The sequence below is a fragment of the Mitsuaria sp. CC2 genome, assembly GCF_048957715.1.
Classification (GTDB): Bacteria; Pseudomonadota; Gammaproteobacteria; order Burkholderiales; family Burkholderiaceae_C; genus Roseateles.
The window spans coordinates 110,576-129,241 of the sequence record NZ_JARVXN010000035.1 but is presented as its reverse complement, the minus strand read 5'-3'; the positions used below and the strand labels follow the sequence as shown (position 1 = coordinate 129,241).

Here is an 18,666-nt window from a genome sequence, read left to right as displayed (position 1 = left end):
CTCAAGTCGCGCAACGACGAGCTGGACCTCGCCAACGACGACCTCAGCAACCTCGTCGAAGGCATCCCGCTGCCGGTCGTGCTGCTGGACCGCCAGCTGCGGCTGCGGCATGCGTCGCCGCAGGTCGCCCAGCTCTTCGGCATCGCCCCCGACGCGCTGGGGCAGGCGATCGGGCAGCCGGTGGTGAACGTCACCTCGCGTTTCGCGGCCAGCCAGCTGGAACAGCTGGTGCAGACCGCCGTGCAGGGTCTGGCGCCGGTGGAGCATGAACACCAGGACACCGAAGGCCGCTGGTGGCTGATCAACGTGCGGGCGTACCGGACCGCGGACGAGCGCATCGACGGCGCGGTGATCGCCTTCCAGGACATCCACGAACTGCGCCGCGCGCTCGAATCGGCGCAGCACGCGCGCGACGACGCGGAGCGCGCCAACACCGCCAAGGACGACTTCCTCGGCATGGTGTCGCACGAACTGCGCGCGCCGCTGAACGTGATCTCGGGCTGGGCCTCGGTGCTGAAGCAGTCGCAGGAACGCGGCACGCTCGGCGAGGCGACCGCGACGCGCGCCATCGCCACCATCCTCAAGCATTGCCAGGCGCAGGCGCAGCTGATCGACGACCTGCTGGACGTGTCGCGAATCGCGTCCGGCCACCTGACGCTGGAGATGCGTCCGCTGGACCTGTCGGCGTGCGTGCGCAGCGTCGTGGACGGCCTGCAGCCGGCCGCCGAGGCCAAGGGCCTCACCCTGAGCAGCACCGGCCTGCAGCAGCCGTACCGCATCGAGGGCGACCAGCGCCGCATGCAGCAGATCGTGGCCAACCTGGTCGGCAACGCGCTGAAGTTCACCCCTCGGGACGGCCGCATCACCGTGTCGCTGAGCCGCATCGGGCCGACGGTGGAACTGGCCGTCGTCGACAACGGCATCGGCGTGGCGGTCGAGCTGCTGCCGCGCCTGTTCGACCGCTTCACGCAGGCGGACATCAGCCGGACGCGCGAGTACGGCGGCCTCGGCCTGGGCCTGTCCATCGTCCGGCACCTGGTGCTGGCGCACGGCGGCACGGTCACGGCGCACAGCGACGGCGAGGGCCGCGGCACGCGGCTGACGGTGCGTTTCCCGGCGGTGGAGCTGGTCTCGGACACGCCCGAGACGCCGCCGCGCGAGACCACCGCCAGCGACCTCGTCGGCCTGCGCGTGCTGCTGGTCGACGACGATGCGCATGCGCTGGACGCGCTGCGCCATCTGCTGGAACTGGCCGGCGCGGACGTGCGCGCGGCGGGCTCGGTCGAGCAGGGATGGGAGCTGATCGCGGCCGCGTCCGAACATCCGCCGCACGTGCTGGTCAGCGACGTGGCGATGCCGGGAGCGGACGGTTATTCCCTCGTGCGACGGCTGCGCGCCCGCGAACGCGCGCTCGACACGGTGACGCCGCTGTACGCCGTGGCGCTGACCGGACTGGCGACGCTGCAGGACCGCGACGCGGCCATCGCCGCCGGCTTCGACGACCACCTGGCCAAGCCGGTGGATGTGGACCTGCTGATCGAGAAGGTGCTGATCGCGCGACCGCGCTGACGGCGCCGGCCGCCCGGGTCGATGACCGGTCTGATGGCCGCTCTGATGACCGTGTCGGCCGGACCTGCCGCGACGCGAAAGATCAGTCCGCGGCCTGCATGACGGCCGGCAGGTCGATGCTGCGGCGGCGCGCGCGCTTGACCTCGTACATGCGCTGGTCGGCCAGGTGCAGCGCCTGCTCGACGCTGAGGCCCGCCGGATCCAGCGCCACGACGCCGACGCTCGCGCCCGCGTACTGCAGTGCGTGGCCGTCGAGGTCGAACCGGCCGACGCTGGCCAGTGCGGCGCGGTGCTCCAGCGTGCGCGCGGCCTGCGCCGGTTCGCCGCGATCCACCAGCGGCCCCTGCGAGCGCGGCAGGCCGCCCAGGCTCACGCCGGGTCCGACGACGATGAACTCGTCTCCGCCGACCCGCGCCAGCATGTCCGAGCCGCGCAGCTCCAGCGACAGGCGCTGGGCGATCTCGCGCAGGAACAGGTCGCCGCGATGGTGGCCGAGCTGGTCGTTGACCGACTTGAAGCCGTCCAGGTCGATGCAGCCCAGCAGCACGCAGGTGCCGTCGCGGGCGGCACGCTGCAGCTCGCGCTGCAGTTCGTCGAACAGCGCGCGACGGTTCGGCAGGCCGGTCAACGCGTCGGTCAGCGCATAGGTCGCCAGCTGCTCGTTGGCGGCGCGCAGGTCGGCCACCAGCCGCTCGCGCTGCAGGAACTGGCTCACCAGCGTCGAGAACAGCCGCAGCAGCGACTGGGACTCGGGACTGACCGTGCGGCGTTCGGCGCTGGCGGCGCACAGCGTGCCCAGGAGCTCGCCGCCGTCGTCGCGCACGGGCGCGCTCACGTAGGTCTGGATGCCGAGCTGGCGCGCCGCCGCGGCGTCGCCCCAGCACGCCGCCACATCGCTGGTGGCCATCCGGCCGGCGTCGAGCGCGCGCTTGCACAGCGTGTCCGACCACGGCACCGTCAAGCCTTCGGGGATGGTCATCGCGCCGGCGTTGCGGGCCATCAGCACGTGCTGCACCCCCGCGCGCAGGTCGATGGTGGTGAGGTAGGTCGACTCCAGACCGGTGACCGACCCCAGCATGTCCAGCAGCGGGCGGGTCAGCTGTTCCAGGTTGCGGGCGACGGGCACGGTCGACGTCAGGCGGGCGAGCAGGGCTTCCAAGATCGGCAGTCGAAATCAGGTCTGAAGCCGTGGATGTTGTCACAACTGGAAAGCCGGACCGGACACCGTCCGTCATGACTGCGGTGCCGTCCGACGGATCGCAGCGGCGTCCTTCATGGGCGCGACAGCGTGCCGCTGCGCCGGGCGTGGGAATTGCCGCGTCCGCACCATCACACACCAGGGAGAACCCGCATGCAACGTGACGGACAGTACCGCGGCGTGACCTACCGCGTCGAATCCATGCCCGCCCCCGGTGGCGCCTTCACCGGCAGCTACCAGTTGCTCGACGCCGGCCGACGCCGCAATGACGCCACCGACGCCTTCGGAGAGGAACTCGAACCGGCCCGGAGCCTGGATGTCGTCCATCCCGTGTCGGAATCGGCCTGGGCGACGGAGAACGAAGCGCTCAGCTACGCCACCGAGGCCGCCTGCCACGCGATCGAGATCCTCCAGCTCGGACGGCCCCAGGGGCAGGGGCGCGGGACCTCCTCCAGCCGCAGGCGGACGGACTCCCTGGGGCAGTGAGCCTCAGGCCTCGCCGAGCGCGCGGGCGACCAGCTCCACCTGCTCCAGCTGATGAAGGGCGTGCGAGGAGGTGGCACCCGAGCCATTCGCGCGGCGCGCCACGCAACGCAGTTGCACATGCTGCGGCAAGACCGCGTCCATCTGCTCGCGGATGAAGGTCCAGGCGCCCTGCTGACGGTGTTCCTCCTGCACCCAGGTGATCTCGACGAGGCGCGGGTATCGCGCGAAGAGCGCCACCAGTTCCTCCGACGGGAAGGGATAGAACTGCTCGATGCGGGCCAGCGCCAGGTCGGCACGCGCGACCGAACGACGGCCGCGCTCCAGGTCGTGGGCAACCTTGCCGCTGCACAGCAGCAGGCGCTCGACCTGCGCCGGAAGCTCGACCGAGGCATCGTCGATGACCGTCTGGAAACGGCCGCCCGTGAGGTCCGCGATCTCCGCGTGCGAAGCCTGTTCGTGATAGAGCGTGCCCTTGGGTGACATCACGACCAGCGGCTTGCGCAAGGTGTCGAAGGCCTGCCGGCGCAGCAGGTGGAACCACTGCGCCGCGGTCGACGGACAGGCCACGCGCAGGTTGTCCTCGCCGCACAGCTGCAGGAAGCGGCTCAGGTAGCCGCTCGAATGATCCGGCCCGATGCCCTCGTTGCCATGCGGCAGCAGCATCACCAGCGACGAGGTGTCGCCCCACTTCTCCTCGCCGGAACTGATGTACTGGTCGACGAAGACCTGCGCGCCGTTGACGAAGTCGCCGAACTGCGCCTCCCACACCGTGAGCGTGCGCGTCGCGGCCACGCTGTAGCCATATTCGAAGCCGAGTACCGCCTCCTCGGACAACGGGGAGTTGAAGATGTCGAAGTGTCCGGCGCCGATCTGCCGTAGCGGAACGAAGGCCACCGGCTCGCTTTCCCGGCTCGCCTGTGACGTCCACACCGCCTGCCGATGCAGGAAGGTGCCGCGCCGCACGTCCATGCCGGAGATGCGCACGTTCAGGCCGCCCTGGAGCATCGTCGCGTAAGCGAGGTTCTCCGCGAAGCACCAGTCGGCGCGCAGCGGCGGATCGGCCAGACCGGCCATGCGTCGCCAGTGGTCCGTCAGCGTGCGCACCATCGCGTGGGGTTCGAAGCCTGCGGGGAGGCGCGTCATCGGATCGATCAGCGCCTGCACGCCGGCCAGGTCCAGGGGAGGCACTTCGCCCGGACGACGCAGCGCCGACGGCGCGTCGTCCGATTCGGGCATCGCCGGATCGGAAAAGACCTGATGCGCCCTCACCCGGCTGCGGGTGACGTGAGAGGCCATGTCCGTGGCGGGCGGCAGGACACGGTCGGCGCGCAGCGCGGCGGCGTAACGGTCGACGACGGTCGGATGCGTCTGCGTCTGCGCGTGGATGCGGGGCCGCGTGAGCGCCGGGACATCGCTTTCGGAATGGCCGAGGCGCCGGTAGCCGATCAGGTCGATGACGATGTCCGCACCGAAGCGCGAGCGCCAGTCCAACGCGATCGCGGCGGCGCGCAGGGCCTGTTCGGGCTCGTCGGCGTTCAGGCGCAGGACCGGCGCGTCGACCATGCGCGTGACGTCGGTGCAGTACTGCGCGGGCCAGGCGCTCATCGGGTTCGGCTCGGTGAAACCGACTTGGTTGTTGATGATCACGTGCACCGTGCCGCCGACGGTGTAGCCCGGCTTGCCCCCCAGCATCAGCGTCTCCATCACGACGCCCTGCCCCGCGAAGGCCGCGTCGCCGTGCAGCATCAGCGGTAGCACCAGCCGTCGGCCGTCCTGGTCGGCGCGCTCGCGGCCGAGCGCGTCCTGGCAGGCGCGCGCGAGGCCCGTGAGCACGGGATGCACGCTCTGCAGGTGGGAGGGGTTGTGCGCCAGCGTGAGCGTGAGGCGGCCCTGCGGCGTGTCGAGTTCGCGCTCGCCGCCGAGGTGGTAGATGAGGTCGGTGTGCCGCTCGGGATGCGGCGACTTCGGATCGAAGAAGTCGAGCACGCGCGCAGGCGGAAAACCCATCAGGTTGACCAGCACGTTGACGCGGCCGCGGTGCGGCATGCCGAGGAACACGCGTCGCACGCCGTGGCCGGCCGCCGCCTCGCAGAGTGCGTCCAGCAGCGGAATCAGCGTTTCGTTGCCCTCCAGCGAGAAGCGCTTCGCATGCGGGAAGGCCTGGGCGACATGCTCCTCCCAGCCCTGCGCGCGGATCAGGCGGTCGAGCAGGGCGAGGCGCTCGGCGGCGCCGCCCGCGCCGGGCGGGGCGGACTCCATCGCGTGATGAAGCCAGTCGCGCCGCGAGGGGTCGCGCACGGCGCTGGCGTCGAGTGCGAGTCCGCCGCAATAGACCGCCTTCAGCGCGCGATCGAGATCGGCGACGGTGCGGGCGCTCCACAGCGGTGTGCCTCTCGGCGACAGCCAGTCGCCGGGCTGCAGACCGAAGCGCTGCGGGTCGAGCAGCGTCGGATCGGCCGGGCGAGACACGCCGAGCGGGTCCAGCCGGGCGCTGCGATGGCCGTCACGGCGGTGCGCCTCGATGAAGGCCAGCACTTCGGGTCGCCAGCGCGTGGAGGACTCACCCGCCGGCGAGCCGTCTTGGATCCGGTCGTTCATCTGAAACTCCCTGGTGAGTGGCAAAGCGCCCGGCCGTCAAAGGACAAAGGCCCGCACCGCGTTGTTCAGATGCGCCGCTTCGTCCTGCAACGCCTTGGCCGACGCGGTGCTCTGCTCGACCATCGCGGCGTTTTTCTGCGTGGTGTCGTCCATCTGGATGATGGCCGCGTTGACCTGCTCGATGCCCATGCTCTGCTCGCGGCTGGAGGCGCTGATCTCGGCGACGACGCCGCTGACGCGCTGGATGCCGGACACCACCTGGTTCATCGTCGCGCCGGCCTGCTCCACGAGCCGTCCGCCGGCATCGACCTGTTCGGTCGACTGGACGATCAGCGACTTGATTTCCCTGGCCGCGCTGGCCGACCGCTGCGCGAGCGCGCGCACCTCCGACGCCACCACCGCGAAGCCTCGCCCGTGCTCTCCGGCGCGCGCGGCCTCCACCGCCGCGTTCAGCGCCAGGATGTTGGTCTGGAACGCGATGCCGTCGATCGTGCCGATGATCTCGCCGATGCGCTGCGAGGATGCCGAGATGGCGCTCATCGTCGCCACCACCTCGCCCACCGCCTTCCCGCCCGCGCCGGCCACCTCGGACGCCGACGCCGCGGTGGCGTTGGCCTGATCCGCGTTGTCCGCGCTCATGCGCACCGCCGCGGTCAACTGCTCCATCGCGGAGGCCGTCTGCTGCAGCGCACTGGCCTGCGCCTCGGTGCGCGCCGACAGATCCGCGTTGCCCTGCGCCACCTCCTTCGCCGCGGCGGAGATGGTGTCCGCGCCCTGCCGCACTTCCGAGACGATGCGATGCAGGCTGCGCACCATGTGCTGCAGCGCGGCGATCAGCCGCCCGATCTCATCGGTGCTCTGCGGCATCGGCCGCAGCGTGAGATCGCCCTTGGCGACGTCCTCCGCCAGCCGGATCGCGCCGTGGATGCGCTGCGTGATCGAGCGCGTGATGCCGATCCCCGTCACCACGCCCAGCACCACGGCGATCGCGGCGACCAGCGCCATCCAGAGCTTGGACCGCCGCGCATCTTCCTTGGCCCTCACGACGTCGTCCGCCATGGCCTTCGCCTGGTAGTCGACCATCTTGTCGATCAGCGCGTAATAGCGGACCTGCGATTGCGCCATGTCGCCTTGATAGATCGCCATGGCGTCGTCGCGCTGGCCGGCCGCGACCAGATCGAAGAGCTTCCTCACCGCGGCGCCGTAGGCCTTCCGGGCGTCGGACTGCTCGGCGAAGATGGCCTTGGCCTCGTCGGTGTTGAGCATCTTCTCGAACTTCGCGAAGTTCTCGGTGTTGGCGGCGCGGACGGCGGCGTAATCGTCCATGTAGCGCTTGGCCTGCGCGGGATCGGTCGCCATGAGGAGGCGCCCGATGACGATCACCCCCTTGTCGCCGACATTCTTGATGTCGTCGCTGACGGCGATCTGCGCATAACGGTCCTCCACCAGCCGGTCCATCGTGCCGCTGGTGCGGTTGAGCACCGAAACGGCCACGGCCAGCACGAGCAGCAGCAAGACGATGACGACGGCGAATGCGGCGGCCAGCCGCGTGCCGATATTGACGTTGGACAACGTTGGCATGTTTTTTCTCCCTGAGGCCGAACGGTCGGACCTCGGCAGGGCAAAAAACGGGCCGGCAGGCTTTACTGCCGCTTGTGCCTACGCCTGTTCGGCAAACGTGGCGATGTACTGGCAAGCCACGCGGTCGGCATGCGCGACGGCCTCATCGGCGGAAGGGAATTCGTCGTCGAGTTCGTGCCAGGCGGTGACGCCGGGACGGCTGTCCTCCACCCCCTTGACGACGAAGCGGCCTCGCCAGGGTCCGGCACCGGGCCCATGGGAATCGAGGACGTAGGTGCGGCCCTTGTGCTGGCGGACGGTCGGAGGAGTCGTCATGGTCGGCAACGGTCGGACTGACGCTGGAGAGCCCTGTTGTACACCCGCATCCGCCTTCGGGGAATGAATCCCTTGTGAAGGCGCGGGCGTCAGCTGCGATCACCGAACCTGATTGCGGCCTTCGCGCTTCGCGACGTAGAGCGCCTCATCCGCCTGCGCGATGAGGTTTTCCAGCGTGCAGGCATCGCTGGGCACGCAGGCCGCGACGCCGAGGCTGATGGTGACCACCGGACCGGCCGGCGACGTCGGATGCGGCATCGCAAGCGACTCGATGCCGGCGCGCACCGATTCGGCGACCTTGAGCGCGGCGTCGCGGTCGGCACCGGGCAGCAGCACGACGAACTCCTCGCCGCCGTATCGTGCCGCCAGATCGCCGGCGCGGCCGATGGACGCACCCAGCACCGCGCCGACGGCACCCAGGCATTCGTCGCCTTTCAGATGGCCCATCTGGTCGTTGTAGCGCTTGAACGCGTCGACGTCGGCCAGCACCAGCGCCAGCGAGGTGCCGGCGCGGCGCGCGCGACGCCATTCCTCGTCGGCGGCCTCGTTGAAGCGGCGGCGGTTGGGCAGACCGGTGACCGCGTCGAGGAAGGACAGCTGCTTCAGATGTTCGTTGGCCTGCCGGAGTTCCTCGGTGCGCTGGGCCACCAGGCGTTCCATCTCGATGTGGCGTTCGCGCAGCTGGCGCATCCGGAACATCACGGCGCCCGCGAAGAAGCCGATGGCCCCCACGGCGACGAGAAGGTGGAACCAGCCGGTCTCATGGAAGCGCGGCTGCACGGTGACCGGCAGCGGCGTGGCGGATTCGCGCCAGCGCTGGCCGTCGCCGGAGACCGCCAGACGCAGCTTGTACCGGCCGTGCGACAAGGCGGGGAAGGTCAGTTCGCGGTCGTTGCCGACATCGGTCCAGCCGCGCGACAGGCCTTCCATCCAGAAGCGGAAGCGCACGCGATCGGCCTCGCGCAGCGTCGACGCGGCGAGGCTCACCGACAAGGCCACCGGCCCCGGCGGCAGCGCCAGCGACTGGCCGTCGAGCGCGAGCGTCTCGCCGTCGACCTTGATCTGCTCGATGCGCACCGCCGGCGGTTCGCCGCCGCCGGGCAGGCGCTCGGGATCGACCACCACCAGTCCGGCCGACGACGGCAGCCACACGCGCCCGCGTGCGTCGATCGCGCCGGCCGACTGCAGGTTGCCGGCGAAGCTGGTGGCGCGCAGGGTATCGCCCGGTCCGAAGCCGACCGAACGCACCTGCTTGATCCGGCCCTCGAGGAAGGCGTCGAGGTCGTTGCGCGCGACGCGGTAGAAGCCGCGGTTGCAGGTGATCCAGAAGTAGCCCGCGCGGTCTTCGAGGAAGACCTGCGACAGCCCGTCCCACAGGCCGTCCGCCGGCTTGACGGCGCCGATGCGGCCGTCCTTCATCCGGTTGATGCCTTCGCCGTTCGTGCCGATCCAGAGCTCGCCGTGGGCGTCCTCCTTGAGCGCGATGATCCAGTCGGACAGCAGGCCGTCGGCCGTCGTGAACTGCCGGGCCTTGCCGTCGCGCCAGCGCACCAGCCCCTGGCCGGTGGTGCCGAACCAGAGGGTGCCCGTGCTGTCCTGCAGGATCGCGGCGACGCCTTCGTTGGGCAGTCCGGGCGCGGTGACGGCCTGGAAGCCCTGACCGTTGAAGCGCGCCAGCGCCGTTCGCGTGCCCACCCACACCGTGCCGGCGCGGTCCTCGAAGATCGAGCGGATCTCCGTTCCGGGCAGGCCGCTGTCGGCACCGAAGGTATCGATGCGGCCGTCCGGTCGACGACGCGCGACACCGGCGGTGTAGGTGCCGATCCAGAGCGTCCCGTCGCGCGCCTCATGCAGCGTCGAGATCTCGTCGGTCGGCAGGCCGTCGGACTGGCGCAGCGTCGTGATGCGGCCGTCCTTCAGCCGGTTGATCCCGCCGCCCGAGGTCGCCGCCCAGAGCGCGCCGTCGCGCCCCGCGACGACCGAGCGGACGTTGTCATGGCTGAGGCCCTCCGGCGTGCCGAGGACGGTGAAGGCGCGGTTGCGCAGCCGGTTCAGGCCGTCGACCCAGGTGCCGACCCAGATGCTGCCTTCGCGGTCGGCCATCAGCGACCAGATCTGGTTGCCGGCCAGGCCGGTGCCCGGCCCCGGGCCGTTCCCGGTCGAGATCGTGCTGAAGCGTCCGTCGCGGAAACGGCTGACGCCGGAGCCCCAGCTGCCGATCCACAGGTCGCCGCGGACGTCGCGGGTCAGCGCGGTCAGGTGATCGCTGGGCAGGCCGTCGGCGGTGGTGTAGACGCGCATCGCCGAGCGCTCGAGCCCGGGCAGGCGCACGAGTCCGCCGCCCGCCGTCGCCGCCCAGATGCCGCCGGCCGGGTCGGGGATCACGAAGCGCACCTGCGCATGGGGGAAACCGCCCGCCGGATCGAAGACCTTGAACCTGCCATCGGGCGTCATGGCGAACAGGCCGGCGCCGCTGGTACCGATCCAGAGCGTGCCGGCGGTGTCGAATGCGGCGCTGCGCAGCTTCGCGGCGGGCAGCCCGTCCGCCGTGCCGTAGACCTTGACCGCGCCGTCCTTCCACCGCACCAGCCCGCCGTCGCCGGCGGCCCATATCGCGCCGGACTTGTCCTCCACCAGCGACCAGATCCGGCGCCCGCCGGCCTGCGCCTTGGTGATGGCCGGCGAGAAGCGGCCGTGCTCGTAGACGGTCACGCCGTTGGGATGACCGATCCACAGCCGGCCGCGACGGTCCTCGAGCAGCGCGAACACCGGCTGGGAGGCCACGTCCGGCGCCCGCGCGGCGTCGAAGCTCACGAAGCGCCTGCCGTCGAAACGCGCCAGGCCGCCGCCGGTGCCTATCCACAGGCCGCCGTCGCGGGACTGCAGCAAGGCCTGGACGGTGTTGAGCGGCAGGCCCTGCTCGGTCTGCCAGAGGTCGATCTTGTACTGGCTGACGGCGCGCACCGGATCGGACAGGTCGCCGATGGCGCCCTGGTCCGCGGCCGTTGCCGTTGCCGTTGGCGTTGCCGTTGTCGACGCCGAGGCGGACGCCGGTGCCGGAGGCGCTTTCGCCGCGGCGGTGGGCGCCGAGGCGGCCGAGGCCGCCATGCCCGCCGGAGCCGCGACCGCCGCGCAGAGCGCGGCCAGCAGCCAAGCCGCCGCGCGAAGACGCATCGTCGCGGGCACGGGGTCGGCGCAGGGCACGGAAGGGAACCGGTCGAGAGTCATAGGCGGGGAGTCGGCGATTGTCACCTGTCCCGAAGAAGCATCTCGGCTGCCGTACGGGGAACGGGTGCGGATCGTGGGAAGGCGCGGCGGTACGACGGGCGCATCGGTCGACACATCGAGGCTCAACGCACCGCGGCGATGCGGTCCCAGGACAGGCCGAACTTGAGCAGGTATTTCCGCAGCCGGTCCGCATCGTTGACCACGCTGCGCGCCTGCCGGCTCGCGTGGAACAGCTGGCGTCCGGCCTCCGACAGCGACGACGCCGCCGCGCACACGCGCAGCACGGCGGCGAGCTGCAGCCGGTCGAACAGGTCCATGGTTTCCAGTTCCGGCGGATCGAAGAGCGCGGCCAGCAGGCCGTCGCCGCCCGCGTCGTCATCGCGCGATCTGCCCGCGCCGCCCAAGCTGCCCGCCCTGCCCGGGCGGCCGGACCCGACCGTCTCGCGCTCCCACAGCCAGTCGAGCCGCGCGATTTCCGCCTCGACCAGCGGCGTGCCGATGCGCCCGCCCTCGGCCAGCGTCACGAGCCGCGTCACCGACGCCGACAGGTCGCGGAAGTTGCCGCTCCACGGCGCGCGCGGCGACTGCGCGAACGCCAGGTATCGCGCCTTCGCCTCGGCATTGAAGCGCACCGCGCGGCCGTTCTCGCGCCCGACCTGTTGCACCAGGTGATCGACGTTGGGCTCGATGTCCTCGGGCCGGTCTCGCAGCCCCGGCAGGCTGTAGGTCCAGAGGTTGATCCGTGCGAAGAGGTCGTCGCGGAAGCGCCCCGCGGCGACCTCGGCACGCAGGTCGCGGTTGGTGCCGGCTATCAGCTGGAAGTCGCTGGCCACCTCGCGGTCGGCGCCCACGGGCAGGAAGCGCTTCTCCTCGATCGCCTTCAGCAGCATGGCCTGCTCGTCCAGCCCCAGCTCGCCGATCTCGTCCAGGAACAGCAGCCCGCCGTCGGCCGTGCGCAGCAGGCCGGCGCGATCCGCCATCGCGCCGGTGAACGAGCCCTTCTTGTGCCCGAACAGCGTCGACGCCGCCCCGTCGCCGCGCAGCGTGGCGCAGTTGACCTCGACGAAGGCGCCTTGGAGCTGATGTCGCGTCTGCTTCAGTTCATACATGCGGCGCGCGAGGAAAGACTTGCCTGCGCCCGTCGGCCCGGCCAGCAGCAGGGGCGCGCGGGAATGCACGGCCACGCGCTCGATCTCCTCGATCAGCGCGTTGAAGCGGCGGTTGCGCGTCGCGATGCCGCTCTTCAGGAAGGCGACGGCGTCGTGCTGTTCCGCCTCGAAGCGCTGCGCGATGCGGTCGTAGCGCGACAGGTCCAGGTCGATCAGCGTCATCGAGCCCGGCTCGCCCTCTCGCTGCCGGCGCGGCGGCGAGGTCTGCAGCAGCACGCCCGGGATGAAGCGCGCCTCCACCATCAGGAACATGCAGATCTGCGCGACGTGCGTGCCCGTGGTGATGTGGGCCCAGTACTGCTCGTGCGCGGGGTCGAAGCGGTAGCCGCGCACCCAGTCGTAGAGCGTGGCGTAGACCTCGCCGAAGTCCCAGGGGTCCTCGTGAGGCATCGCGATGAGCTGGACCTCGGTCTCCGGCGAGACCTTGGCGATGTCGGACCGCAGCAGCTCCGCGAGGGTCAGGTGTTGTGGCGCATGGAAAAGCTCCAGCCGGTGCACGACCACGTCCGGCTGCGACACCAGCGAGATCGTCGGCCGCCACTTCTCCCACCGGCCGGCACCCTGCCCGCCGTCCAGCTGCGAGCCCAGATAGCCGATCACCACATTCTTCTTCGCCATGAGCCGCAGTTTATCCGAGCCATGCTCGCCAACTAGCTTTTCAGCTAGCTGACTAGCAATACATCCAATTCTTGAACACACGGCGGATGAATGGCGGACTCTCAAATTCTGCTTGAAACAGAATTAATCCATTTCGAATCAATGAGTTAGATCATCCTCAGGCAAGACCTGACACAGGCTGGCATGGGCGTTGCGATGATGAAGGCAGACAACATGACGACAGGACGGAGGGACCACATGGTCAACACGCAACTCTTCAAGACGACGCCCGGCAAGCTGGCGCCGGCCGCGGACGCGGTGAACCAGTCCGGCGCCCGTGCCTATGGCTACAAGACCCGGCACCGTCTGGCGCAACTGGCAACCACCGGCTGCATGACGCCGACGTACTACGCCGGCGCTCAATCCCAGCTGGAGGACGCGCTGGCACTGGCCCAGGACGTGGACACCGCCTTCCTGGCCAAGACCGCTGTCTATGCCCGCCAGGCCGGCCAGATGAAGGACATGCCGGCACTGCTGGCCGCCGTGCTGGCGCAACGCGACATCGCGCTGCTGCAGCCCGTGTTCGGCCGCGTCGTCGACAACGGCAAGATGCTGCGCAACTTCGTGCAGATCCTGCGATCGGGTCAGACCGGTCGCAAGTCGCTGGGATCGCGTCCGAAGAAGCTGGTCCAGCAATGGCTCGTGAACGCGAACGAACAGCGCCTGCTGCAGGCGTCCATCGGCAACGAGCCGACACTGGCCGACGTGGTCCGCATGGTCCACCCGAAGCCGGCGGAAGCCTGGCGCGCGGCGTGGTTCGCATGGCTGATCGGCCGTCCGTACGACGAAGCCGCTCTGCCGCCCGCGACCCTGGCCTATGAGCGTTTCAAGCGGGCGCTGCTGTCCGGCGGGACGGAAGGCGCGACGGCGGACGATCTGCCACCCGTGCCCTTCCAGATGCTGACGGCGCTGCCGCTGAACGAATCGCACTGGGCGCGCATCGCGGCGCAGGGCTCGTGGCAGATGGTGCGTCAGAACCTGAACGCCTTCGCACGCCATGGCGTGTTCGAGCGTCCGGGAATGACGGCGCAACTGGCCGCGCTGCTGCGCGATCCGAAGGCCGTGGCCTCGGCCCGCGTGCTGCCTTACCAGCTGATGACGGCGTTCACCGCGACGTCCGAGGCGGCGTCCGAGGTGCCGGCGGAGATCCGCGAGGCGCTGCAGGACGCGATGGAGGCGGCGCTGGCCAACGTGCCGGCGATCGAAGGCCGTGTCGTGGTCTGCCCGGACGTGTCGGGATCGATGTCCTCGGCGGTGACCGGCGGGCGCGGCTCGGCGACTTCGGTGGTGCGATGCATCGACGTGGCCGCCCTGGTGGCCGCGGCGCTGGTCCGCAAGAACCCGGGCTGCCGCGTGATGCCGTTCGAGCAGCAGGTCGTGTCGGTCAAGCTGAATCCCCGCGATTCGGTGATGACCAACGCGGCGAAGCTGGCGGCGGTCGGCGGCGGTGGAACGTCGGTCAGTGCGCCGCTGCGTCGGCTCAACGAGGAGCGCGCAGCCGTGGACCTGGTCGTCATCGTGTCCGACAACGAGTCGTGGATCGACGCGCGTCGTCATGGCGCGACCGAGACCATGGCTCAATGGGAAGCGATCAAGGCCCGGTGCCCGACGGCGAAGCTGGTGTGCATCGACATCCAGCCCGGCGCCTCGACGCAGGCGGTGGAGCGGCAGGACGTGATGAACGTCGGCGGCTTCTCGGACGCGGTGTTCCGCATGGTCGGCGAATTCGCCGCCGGTGCGACCGGGGCCGGTCACTGGGTCCGCGAGATCGAGCGCGTGTCGCTCGAATCGCAGTGAATGAACGCATGAAGTGAATGCTGTCGCGTGGCGAATGCCGACGAGGACTACATCCGTAACCGATGTCCTCGACAACCGTTAGTCGCCACGCGGGGGCTGTTGAAATCCAGGACGGAACGGACCATGAAGAACTACAACGAGATGGAAGTCGCCGGCGGCGTGCCGGTGAAGATGTGGACGCAGGGCGTGCCCGTCGAAGATGAAGCGCGCAAGCAGCTGATGAATGCCGCGAAGCTGCCGGTGGTGTTCAAGCACATCGCGGCGATGCCCGACGTGCATCTGGGCATCGGCGCGACGGTGGGGTCGGTGATCCCGACGCTGAAGGCGATCATCCCGGCCGCGGTCGGCGTCGACATCGGCTGCGGGATGATGGCCTGCAAGACCACGCTGCGCGCGGAGGACCTGCCGGACAACCTGGCGCCCCTGCGCTCCGCGATCGAGGCCGCCGTGCCGCACGGCCGCACGCCAAAGGGCCGCGACGTCGGCGCGTGGGAGAACCCGCCCGAGATGGTCGACGCGGCCTGGGCGGAACTGCAGCCCGACTTCGCCGAGATCTGCCGCGACTACCCCAAGCTGAAGAACACCAACAACCACAAGCACCTGGGCACGCTCGGGACGGGGAACCACTTCATCGAGGTCTGCCTGGACGAGCTGGGCTTCGTGTGGTTCATGCTGCATTCGGGTTCGCGCGGCGTCGGGAACGCGATCGGCACCCTGTTCATCGAGCTGGCGAAGAAGGACGCGATGCAGCATCAGGCCAACCTGCCGGATGCGAACCTGGCTTACTTCGAGGAAGGCGCGAAGTACTTCGGCGACTACGTCCGCGCGGTGGGCTGGGCGCAGAAGTTCGCGGAGACCAACCGCGAGGTGATGATGCGCCGCGTGATAGTCGCCGCGAAGAAGGTGATCGGGAAGAAGTTCGAGAGCCACATCGAAGCGGTGAACTGCCACCACAACTACGTGCAGAAGGAGACCCACTTCGGCCAGGACGTGTTCGTGACCCGCAAGGGCGCGGTGAGCGCGAAGCAGGGCCAGATGGGGATCATCCCCGGCAGCATGGGCGCGCGCAGCTACATCGTGCGCGGCAAGGGCAACCCGGAGAGCTTCGAGAGCTGCTCGCACGGGGCTGGCCGCACGATGAGCCGCACGGAGGCCAAGCGCCGCTTCACGCTGAAGGACCAGCGCGCCGCCACCGAAGGCGTCGAGTGCCGCAAGGACGCCGACGTGATCGACGAGATCCCGATGGCCTACAAGGACATCGACGCGGTCATGGCGGCCCAGCAGGACCTGGTGGAAGTGGTGCACACGCTGAAGCAGGTGGTGTGTGTGAAGGGATGAGGAACAAGAGACCGGCCTGACGGCCGGCGATGAGCGGACGGCGCGCGACTTCGGTGGCGCGCGTCGTGCCGTCAGGGAGAAAGAGATGAACTGGAAGGATTGGTTCTCCGGCGACAGACCGCCGGCGTCGACCGCGGAGGCCTGGTTGCCGATGCTGGACGCGCGCAGCGGTCACTCGCGGCAGGAAGCCGTGGAGGCGCTGGGCAAGCTGCGGGCACCCGCGGCCCTGCCGGGTCTGCTGGCCCGCGTGAACGACTGGGTGCCGCAGGTGCGGCGCGTCGCGGGCATCGCCGTGCGGGGGTTCCTCACCGACGACCGCCTGGAGGCCTGGCCGGCCGCCTTGCCGGCGCTGGCCGACGTGCTGCGCGGTCAGCGGGCCGATCACGGGCCGTTGCTGGCGACGATCGCGGACTTCCTGGTCGCGCCGGATCGGCTCCGCCGTCTGGCCGACGTGCGCGGCACACTGCCGCCCGTGGTCGGGCGCTGGCTGGACACCGTCGAATGGCGTGCGGCGTCGCCGGTCGAGCGGCCCGCGCTGCTGTCAGGCCGCCTGTGCAGCGCGGACATCGTCACGGCCCGGTGGGCGCTCGAACGCATCGAGGACCTGCCCGGCGGCCCGGCGCGATCGGCGCTCTGGCTCGCGGCCTGCGACAGCCCGACCGATCCGGTGCGTGCCCACGCGCTGCGCCGCCTGTGCGACACGACGCCGGAGCTCGGCACCGCCACCGCGCAACGGCTGGCGCTGGATCCGCGCGGCGGCGTGCGGGACGTGGCACTCGCCTTCCTGCGACGCAGCGGCGGGACGGACGCGGTGCGTGTCGTTGCCGAGTCGCAGTTGCAGGCGCAGGCGCTGGTCGGCGCGCCGCACGGCGGCGTGCCGGCCTTCGCGTTCCTCGCGGCGGTCGATCCCGCATCGACCCCCGTGCGCGCGGAGCGGCTGCTGGCCCTGGCGGGCGACGTCGGTCCGAAGGCGCCGCTGCGTGCGGTCGCGCTCGATCATTTGATCCGCGCGAGCACCGACGACCGGCAGCAGCACTGGCTGCGATGCGCCTTGGGTGACGCGTCGCCGCGCGTCCAGCGGGTCGCGGCGGAGTCCGTGGGCCGCGGCGTTCCAGGGCTGTCGCCCGCGGAGCTGTGGCCGCTGGTGATGGCGCACGGCCACGTCGTCGCGTTGCGACGCGGTCTCACGATGTCGCGATCCTGGGGCCTGTGGACGCAGTTCGGCGCGTTGCTCGACCTGACCCGCCAGCCTTTGCCGGAGGGCGGTGCCGACGCGCTGCTCCACGCGATCGAACGCTGGGAAGTCAGCACCCGGCTCGGCGTGTCCGCGCCCGGCGAACCGCAGGCCGGTCGACTGCGCGAGCAGTGGCGGGACGCATCACCGGTGCTGCCGCCTGCGCTGCGTGCCAGGCTGTCGTTCGCACTGTCGACCTGCGGCCTGCTGACGGCGAGATGAAGCCGCGTTGAGCGCACATGGAATGGGCGTTCAACGCGTGTCGAGTCCGGATACGAAGAAGACAAGACAGAAGACCAAGAGAGAAAGGCGTGGACCCGCGGCGCATCGCCGCGGAGACCGCGAGAAGCGATGAAGATCAGGGAGAACATGGTTGAACTGGACGGCTCGCACGGCGAAGGCGGCGGACAGATCCTGCGCACGGCGCTGGCGCTCTCGATGTGCACCGGCACGCCGCTGCGCATCGCCAACATCCGCGCGAAGCGCCCCAAGCCGGGCCTGATGCGCCAGCACCTGACCTGCGTGCTGGCCGCGCAGCAGGTCTGCGGCGCGACGGTGGTCGGCGCGGAGCTCGGCTCGCAGGCGCTGGAATTCCGACCCGGCCAGGTGCATGCCGGCGACTACCGCTTCGCGGTCGGCACCGCGGGCAGCTGCACGCTGGTGCTGCAGACCGTCCTGCCGCCGCTGATGCTGGCGGACGCGCCCAGCCGGCTGCACCTGTCCGGCGGGACGCACAACCCGATGGCGCCGCCCTTCCATTTCCTGCAGCGCAGCTTCGCGCCGCTGATCCGTCGCGCGGGCGCGAAGCTGGACCTGACGCTGCGTCGTCACGGCTTCTACCCCGCCGGCGGCGGCGAGATCGAGGCCGTGATCACGCCGGCCGAAGGCGGCCTGCGCCCGTTCGACCTGCTCGAACGCGGCGAGCCGGTGGAAGCCTTCGCCGAAGTGCTGGCGCCCGCGTTGCCGCGCGGCGTCGCCGATCGCGAGCTCGAGGCCCTGCAGCATCTGACGGGCTGGGACAGCCACCAGCTGCGCGTCGGCACGGCGCGTCAGAACGAAGGCCCCGGCAACGCGCTGATGACCACGCTCGCGTATGAGCAGATGACCGAGGTGTTCATCGCCTTCGGCGAACGCGGCCTGTCGGCGGAGGCGGTGGCACAGACCGTCTTCACGGAGATGCGCGCGTACGAGCTCTCCGCCGGCGCCGCCGGTCCGCACCTGGCGGATCAGCTGGCGCTGCCGCTCGCGCTGGCCGTGGCGGGGTCGGGTCGTGCGGCCGCGTACACCTGCACCGAGCTGACGGAACACAGCCGCACCAACTTCGGCGTGATCGAACGCTTCCTGGATGTGCGCTTCGACTCGCACCTGGAGGTCTCGCGCGCCGGCAACGCCTGGCGCGTGGACGTGCGGCCCGGGTCGTAACCACGATGAAACGCGACGCCCGCGCGCCGCGTCACAATCCCGCACCGCGCGCCCACCCGGGCGCGTTCCCCATT

The 18,666-nt window shown here is 70.3% G+C and carries 12 protein-coding genes; 6 read left to right on the top strand and 6 right to left on the bottom strand.

Going from position 1 to position 18,666, the window contains the following annotated elements; genetic code table 11:
* Positions 1 to 1,569: ATP-binding protein (locus PV762_RS23935; RefSeq protein ID WP_421037501.1), on the top strand; the 1,569-nt coding region annotated here is incomplete at its 5' end.
* An 82-nt stretch (positions 1,570 to 1,651) separates the two neighbouring features.
* On the opposite strand, the gene PV762_RS23930 is transcribed toward PV762_RS23935, so the two are convergent.
* On the bottom strand, positions 1,652 to 2,728 hold the full coding sequence (locus PV762_RS23930) for a GGDEF domain-containing protein (protein WP_421037500.1): 1,077 nt from the start codon (positions 2,726 to 2,728) through the stop codon (positions 1,652 to 1,654).
* Positions 2,729 to 2,920: 192 nt separating this feature from the next.
* On the opposite strand from PV762_RS23930, the gene PV762_RS23925 reads away from it, so the two are divergent.
* Complete coding sequence (locus PV762_RS23925) at positions 2,921 to 3,253, top strand: hypothetical protein (protein WP_421037499.1); 333 nt, start codon at positions 2,921 to 2,923, stop codon at positions 3,251 to 3,253.
* 3 nt (positions 3,254 to 3,256) lie between these two features.
* Here the strand turns inward: PV762_RS23925 and PV762_RS23920 are convergent, their stop codons facing one another.
* The 5 genes from PV762_RS23920 to rtcR all read right to left on the bottom strand — a co-directional run bounded on the left by PV762_RS23920 (position 3,257) and on the right by rtcR (position 12,762).
* Positions 3,257 to 5,851: a 2-oxoglutarate dehydrogenase E1 component gene (locus tag PV762_RS23920; RefSeq protein ID WP_421037498.1), complete on the bottom strand. Its 2,595-nt coding sequence runs from the start codon at positions 5,849 to 5,851 to the stop codon at positions 3,257 to 3,259.
* Positions 5,852 to 5,887: 36 nt separating this feature from the next.
* On the bottom strand, positions 5,888 to 7,432 hold the full coding sequence (locus PV762_RS23915; protein ID WP_421037496.1) for a methyl-accepting chemotaxis protein: 1,545 nt from the start codon (positions 7,430 to 7,432) through the stop codon (positions 5,888 to 5,890).
* 78 nt (positions 7,433 to 7,510) lie between these two features.
* A complete protein-coding gene (locus PV762_RS23910) occupies positions 7,511 to 7,747 on the bottom strand; it encodes a hypothetical protein (RefSeq protein WP_421037495.1) in 237 nt (78 codons plus the stop codon).
* Between the two features lie 99 nt (positions 7,748 to 7,846).
* Positions 7,847 to 10,951: a two-component regulator propeller domain-containing protein gene (locus PV762_RS23905; protein WP_421037494.1), complete on the bottom strand. Its 3,105-nt coding sequence runs from the start codon at positions 10,949 to 10,951 to the stop codon at positions 7,847 to 7,849.
* Between the two features lie 146 nt (positions 10,952 to 11,097).
* The gene (rtcR, locus tag PV762_RS23900) at positions 11,098 to 12,762 is read right to left on the bottom strand and encodes an RNA repair transcriptional activator RtcR (protein ID WP_421037493.1); all 1,665 of its coding nucleotides are present in this window, start codon (positions 12,760 to 12,762) and stop codon (positions 11,098 to 11,100) included.
* A gap of 237 nt (positions 12,763 to 12,999) precedes the next feature.
* Between rtcR and PV762_RS23895 the strand changes: the two genes are divergently transcribed.
* From PV762_RS23895 to rtcA, 4 genes are all read left to right on the top strand, one after another.
* The gene (locus PV762_RS23895; RefSeq protein WP_421037492.1) at positions 13,000 to 14,598 is read left to right on the top strand and encodes a vWA domain-containing protein; all 1,599 of its coding nucleotides are present in this window, start codon (positions 13,000 to 13,002) and stop codon (positions 14,596 to 14,598) included.
* A gap of 123 nt (positions 14,599 to 14,721) precedes the next feature.
* Positions 14,722 to 15,936, top strand: coding sequence for an RtcB family protein (locus PV762_RS23890; protein WP_421037491.1), 1,215 nt, complete (start codon positions 14,722 to 14,724; stop codon positions 15,934 to 15,936).
* Between the two features lie 85 nt (positions 15,937 to 16,021).
* Entirely contained in the window at positions 16,022 to 17,392 is a 1,371-nt protein-coding gene (locus PV762_RS23885; protein ID WP_421037490.1) for a hypothetical protein, read from the top strand.
* Positions 17,393 to 17,539: 147 nt separating this feature from the next.
* Positions 17,540 to 18,592: an RNA 3'-terminal phosphate cyclase gene (rtcA, locus tag PV762_RS23880; RefSeq protein WP_421037505.1), complete on the top strand. Its 1,053-nt coding sequence runs from the start codon at positions 17,540 to 17,542 to the stop codon at positions 18,590 to 18,592.
* Positions 18,593 to 18,666: the final 74 nt, after the last annotated feature.

Coding starts and splice junctions, on each gene's coding strand:
- PV762_RS23920 (WP_421037498.1), bottom strand. CDS start 5,851: ATGAACGACCGGATCCAAGACGGCTCGCCGGCGGGTGAGTCCTCCACG.
- PV762_RS23925 (WP_421037499.1), top strand. CDS start 2,921: ATGCAACGTGACGGACAGTACCGCGGCGTGACCTACCGCGTCGAATCC.
- PV762_RS23915 (WP_421037496.1), bottom strand. CDS start 7,432: ATGCCAACGTTGTCCAACGTCAATATCGGCACGCGGCTGGCCGCCGCA.
- PV762_RS23910 (WP_421037495.1), bottom strand. CDS start 7,747: ATGACGACTCCTCCGACCGTCCGCCAGCACAAGGGCCGCACCTACGTC.
- PV762_RS23890 (WP_421037491.1), top strand. CDS start 14,722: ATGAAGAACTACAACGAGATGGAAGTCGCCGGCGGCGTGCCGGTGAAG.
- rtcA (WP_421037505.1), top strand. CDS start 17,540: ATGGTTGAACTGGACGGCTCGCACGGCGAAGGCGGCGGACAGATCCTG.
- PV762_RS23885 (WP_421037490.1), top strand. CDS start 16,022: ATGAACTGGAAGGATTGGTTCTCCGGCGACAGACCGCCGGCGTCGACC.
- rtcR (WP_421037493.1), bottom strand. CDS start 12,762: ATGGCGAAGAAGAATGTGGTGATCGGCTATCTGGGCTCGCAGCTGGAC.
- PV762_RS23895 (WP_421037492.1), top strand. CDS start 13,000: ATGGTCAACACGCAACTCTTCAAGACGACGCCCGGCAAGCTGGCGCCG.